General features: G+C 39.0%; 4 protein-coding genes. 1 reads left to right on the forward strand and 3 read right to left on the reverse strand.

The genetic code is table 11. From position 1 onward, the window contains the following. Positions 1 to 158: 158 nt before the first annotated feature. The 3 genes from ABZA26_RS08685 to recQ all read right to left on the reverse strand — a co-directional run bounded on the left by ABZA26_RS08685 (position 159) and on the right by recQ (position 3,955). Positions 159 to 1,088 carry a transketolase family protein gene (locus ABZA26_RS08685; protein WP_372714127.1) on the reverse strand — a complete coding sequence of 310 codons (930 nt, stop codon included), beginning with the start codon at positions 1,086 to 1,088 and terminating at the stop codon, positions 159 to 161. A gap of 15 nt (positions 1,089 to 1,103) precedes the next feature. After that, a complete protein-coding gene (locus ABZA26_RS08690) occupies positions 1,104 to 1,922 on the reverse strand; it encodes a transketolase (protein ID WP_372714128.1) in 819 nt (272 codons plus the stop codon). 110 nt (positions 1,923 to 2,032) lie between these two features. Continuing rightward, complete coding sequence (gene recQ, locus ABZA26_RS08695) at positions 2,033 to 3,955, reverse strand: DNA helicase RecQ (protein ID WP_372714129.1); 1,923 nt, start codon at positions 3,953 to 3,955, stop codon at positions 2,033 to 2,035. Between the two features lie 269 nt (positions 3,956 to 4,224). Here recQ and ABZA26_RS08700 point away from each other — a divergent pair, with 269 nt between their 5' ends. Further along, positions 4,225 to 4,359, forward strand: a complete 135-nt coding sequence (locus ABZA26_RS08700; RefSeq protein WP_372714130.1) for a hypothetical protein — start codon at positions 4,225 to 4,227, stop codon at positions 4,357 to 4,359. The last annotated feature ends 34 nt before the right edge of the window (positions 4,360 to 4,393 follow it).

Raw genomic sequence — 4,393 nt, forward strand, 5'->3', positions numbered from 1 at the left:
CCTTGATGTAATTTTCTTTCTGATCCGAAAAAGACATGACAGAAAGTAAAAAAATAAAGAACAGCAATAAAATCTTCTTCATAAAACCCTCCCAGTAAATTTATACCCCTAATATTAGCATAAACATATTCTAGTTACAAACAATAAAAAAGGGGGAGTTACCCCCCTATAAATACCTTTACTTTACCCACTATACTTTTACTGTCCAGTCCGTACTCCTCCAGGAGTTCATCAGGTTTTCCAGACTGACCGAATCTGTTCTCAACCCCTATTATTTTCACAGGCACAGGATATTCCTGAGACAGGACTTCGCACACAGCTCCTCCTAAACCACCGATTACCTGGTGTTCCTCCAGAGTCACTATTTTCCCGGTCTCTTTTGCACACTTCACCAAAAGATCTCTGTCTATAGGTTTTATACTAGACATATTTACTACTCTGGCCTCTATACCTTCCCCGGCAAGAATCTCTGCTGCTTCTAAAGCCTTAGACACCATGAGTCCTGTTCCCACAAGAGTCACATCTCCCCCATCTCTCAGTATCTGTCCCTTACCTATTTCAAAAGCCTTCTCTTCATCTGTCACAACAGGGTATTTTGCCCGGGCAAGTCTTAGGTAGACAGGCCCATTATATTCTGCTATACCATCTACCATTTTCTGGGTTTCCACAGCATCAGCAGGGCACAGCACCACCATATTTGGTAGAGCCCTCATGATCGCAATATCCTCTAGCATCTGTGCACTTCCCCCGTCTTCACCCACTGTAACACCTGTATGAGTGGCCACTATCTTTATATTTATATTATTATAGCAGGCAAGCATTCTTATCATATCAAAGGGTCTTGTTGTAATAAAAGATGCAAAGGATGATACATAGGGAATAAACCCCTCTAATGCGTATCCTGCCGCTATCCCTATAAGGTCTTGTTCTGCTATCCCTGTATTTATAAATCTTTCTGGAAACTCTTTCTGAAAAAGTATCGCCTTTGTGGAGTCCTGAAGGTCTGCCGAAAGAGCTACTATTTTATCATTTTTCCTTCCTAGCTCCAGCAGGGTTTCCCCGAAGGCATCTCTTGTGGCTTTTTCCATATCTTCATCAACTCCTTAAATCTCAGAATTATCAAGCTGCAACAATGCCTCTAGATACTGATCTTCATTTGGCGCTTTCCCGTGCCAGTTATTGTCATACTCCATAAAGTCCACACCTTTTCCCTTTACTGTATTGGCAATTATCACAGTAGGTCTTCCTTTCTCCACCTGGAAATCATCCAAGGCCCTGAATATATCGGAAAAATCGTGGCCGTCTATCTCAATGACATTCCAGTTGAAGCTTTTCCATCTGTCCCCCAGGGGTTCCAGATTTTTTATCTCATTTACAAATCCGTTTTCCTGCACCTTATTATAATCAATGATTGCACACAAATTTGAAAGTTTATGATGACCTGCACTCATGGCAGCTTCCCACACACTCCCCTCTTGTATCTCGCCGTCACCCATCAGTACAAATACACTATAATTACTTTTTTTTAGTCTAGATGCCAGAGCCATCCCCACTCCTACAGAAAGTCCCATCCCAAGGGACCCGGTAGAGAGTTCCACCCCAGGTATATCCCTGTATGCATGTCCCTGAAGCATCTTTCCAAATTTTCTGAATCCGGAAAGTTCTTCCTTGGGGAAAAAACCTGCATCTGATAGGACAGTATAGAGGACCGGAGTTGCATGCCCCTTAGACATTATAAATCTGTCCCGTTCTTCCCAGTTGGGATTTTTGGGATCATACTTCATTCTTTCTTTATAAAGGGCTAGAAGTAATTCTACTGAAGAGAGAGACCCCCCGGGATGCCCCGACTGTGCTTCATATATGACTTTCAATATTTCTTTCCTTATTTTCACTGATTTTCGCTGAAGTTCTTTTATATCCATAAAAACACCTCCCCTATACTTATTCAAATGCAATAGGGGTTTCCTTCTTTAATTTTCTTATATTTACAGACAAAAAACCTGCCTTTCGGCAGGAATATAAGCTTCTATTTTTAAAATTTTGTAAAGAGGTTTTTTATAAGAGATTCCTTCAGCTGATCATGGGAAATCTTTACACCCAGCTCTTTTCTCAGCTGTTCTATCTTCTCAAAGCTCAGATATTTCTCATCGATAGTGCTTTCAAGTCTTATATCCTCCAGGTCTTCATCAGAAAACTCATTTATGGCCCTCAAAAATATCTCACCGTAATTTTTGAACTTTTGGTTTCCTACCCCTCTGACTTTCAGCATCTCCCACCTGTTTTTAGGTTTTTTCTCTCCCATCTCTATGAGAGTAGCATCTGAAAATACAATATAAGGAGCGATGTCTTCCTGCTGTGCTATATTTTTTCTCAGGTCATTTAGCTTTTCAAATAAAGGGTCCTCATAATAATCAAAACTGATAACTTCATTTTTCTTTCTTAAGATCCCGTCTTCTCCCTTCAAGAGAGAAAAAGACCTTTCATTCAGACCCAGTACAGGATAACTCCCTGCACTCTGATCCAGATACCCTTCTGATGTCAGATAGTTTATAAACTCTTCCAGGTCATCTTTTTTATAGTGCCTCAGAAGCCCAAAGGTAGAAAGTTTGTGAAGCTCCTTCCTCTCGATCTTTTTGTCCTTCTCTCCCATCAGTATCTTTGTAATGGTAAACCCGCCGAGGCTCCCCTTTACCCTACCGATACATGATAGTATCTTCTGAGCGTCTACAGTGAGGTCAACGACGTCTGTGGCCACATGACAATTCTGACAGTTCCCACAGTAGTTTTTTATTCTTTTGTCTCCAAAATATTTCAATATATATTCCCTCAGACATGTGCCTATAGAGGCGTAATTGACCATGGCGTCTAGTTTTTTCATTCTTTCCTGCTTCATTTTGGTGTTCAGTTCATCATTCATATCTATGAAATATTCCTGAGTCCCCACATCCTCTTCGTTATACAGGAGAATACATTCTCCAGGAGCTCCGTCCCGGCCTGCACGTCCTGCTTCCTGATAATAACTCTCTAGGTCTCTGGGTATGTTCCTGTGAATGACAAATCTCACGTTGGACTTGTCTATCCCCATACCAAAAGCGTTGGTGGCTATCATAACTCTGACTTCATCTTTCAGAAATTTTTCCTGAAAATCTTTTCTCTCACTCTCTGTAAGACCTGCGTGGTATTTCCCCACGCTGAAGGATTTTATTCTGAGGTAGCTGTAGAGATGATCTACCTCTTTTCTTGTAGAGGCATATATTATTCCAGGTTTTCTCCTGTTTCGTTCCAGATAATCAATTATATATTTTTCAGAATCTTCACCCTTTTCCACATAAAAAGAAAGGTTTCCCCTGTCAAATCCATCTACATAGGCTGAGGGTGTTTTTAGTTTGAGCTTATCTATTATATCTTCTCTGACCTTGGGAGTAGCAGTGGCGGTGAAGGCTGCCACCTGTATATTTCTCTCTAAAGCCTCTATAAATTTTGGTATTTCAAGATAACTTTTTCTGAAGTCGTGTCCCCATTGAGATATGCAGTGGGCTTCATCTACTGCTATAAAGGATATATCTATACTTTTCATAAGGTTAATAAACTTTGGGTTTAAAAGCCTTTCTGGAGCGAGATACAGAATTTTTGTTCTTCCGTTTCTTATGTCCCTTGTAGTTTTAACAAACTCCTCCTTAGAAAGTGAGGAGTTTATAAACGCAGCAGATATACCCAGATTATTCAAAGTATCCACCTGATCTTTCATAAGAGATATCAGCGGAGACACCACAAGAGTTATCCCCTTAAACATAAGAGCAGGTATCTGATAGCATATGGACTTTCCGCCGCCTGTAGGCATTACAGCGAGGATATCCTTTTTCAAAAGAAGCCCCTTTACCACTTTCTCCTGACCGTGTCTGAAAGAGTCATATCCGTATATATTTTTCAAAAGTCTTCTTGCTTTTCCCAGCATTTTATACCTCTTTCAAATTTCTTTATACTGAAATTATAACAAATATGCTGATAATTTCAACAAATAAAAATCAATAATCATTCCAGCATAGATTCAGGATGTTCTTTTGCTTTTCTTTTGGGACAGGAAACTTTTAGTTTCGGGGACATCAATTACGTAGAAATAGTAAATTAAAATTTATTTTAATATTATTTTTTTTTCAAAAATAGTATAATTTATACCAAATGAATTTTATAACAAAACTTATATAAGGAAAAAGGTGCAATAATATGAAAAAATTTAAAAAAATATATATAGAAATCACACACATCTGCAACCTTAGTTGCCATTTCTGTCCAAAGAGTGACAGAAAACCAGAATATATGAATCTCGGTTCTTTTGAAAAAATACTTGATGAGATATAGCCTTTTACTGATTACATATACCTCCATGTAAAGG

It is taken from the genome of Ilyobacter sp. (assembly GCF_041583315.1).
Taxonomy (GTDB): domain Bacteria; phylum Fusobacteriota; class Fusobacteriia; order Fusobacteriales; family Fusobacteriaceae; genus Ilyobacter.

What these genes read in the sequence shown, in the direction of transcription:
- ABZA26_RS08685 (WP_372714127.1), bottom strand. Translation starts at nt 1,088, where the DNA reads ATGGAAAAAGCCACAAGAGATGCCTTCGGGGAAACCCTGCTGGAGCTA.
- ABZA26_RS08690 (WP_372714128.1), bottom strand. Translation starts at nt 1,922, where the DNA reads ATGGATATAAAAGAACTTCAGCGAAAATCAGTGAAAATAAGGAAAGAA.
- recQ (WP_372714129.1), bottom strand. Translation starts at nt 3,955, where the DNA reads ATGCTGGGAAAAGCAAGAAGACTTTTGAAAAATATATACGGATATGAC.
- ABZA26_RS08700 (WP_372714130.1), top strand. Translation starts at nt 4,225, where the DNA reads ATGAAAAAATTTAAAAAAATATATATAGAAATCACACACATCTGCAAC.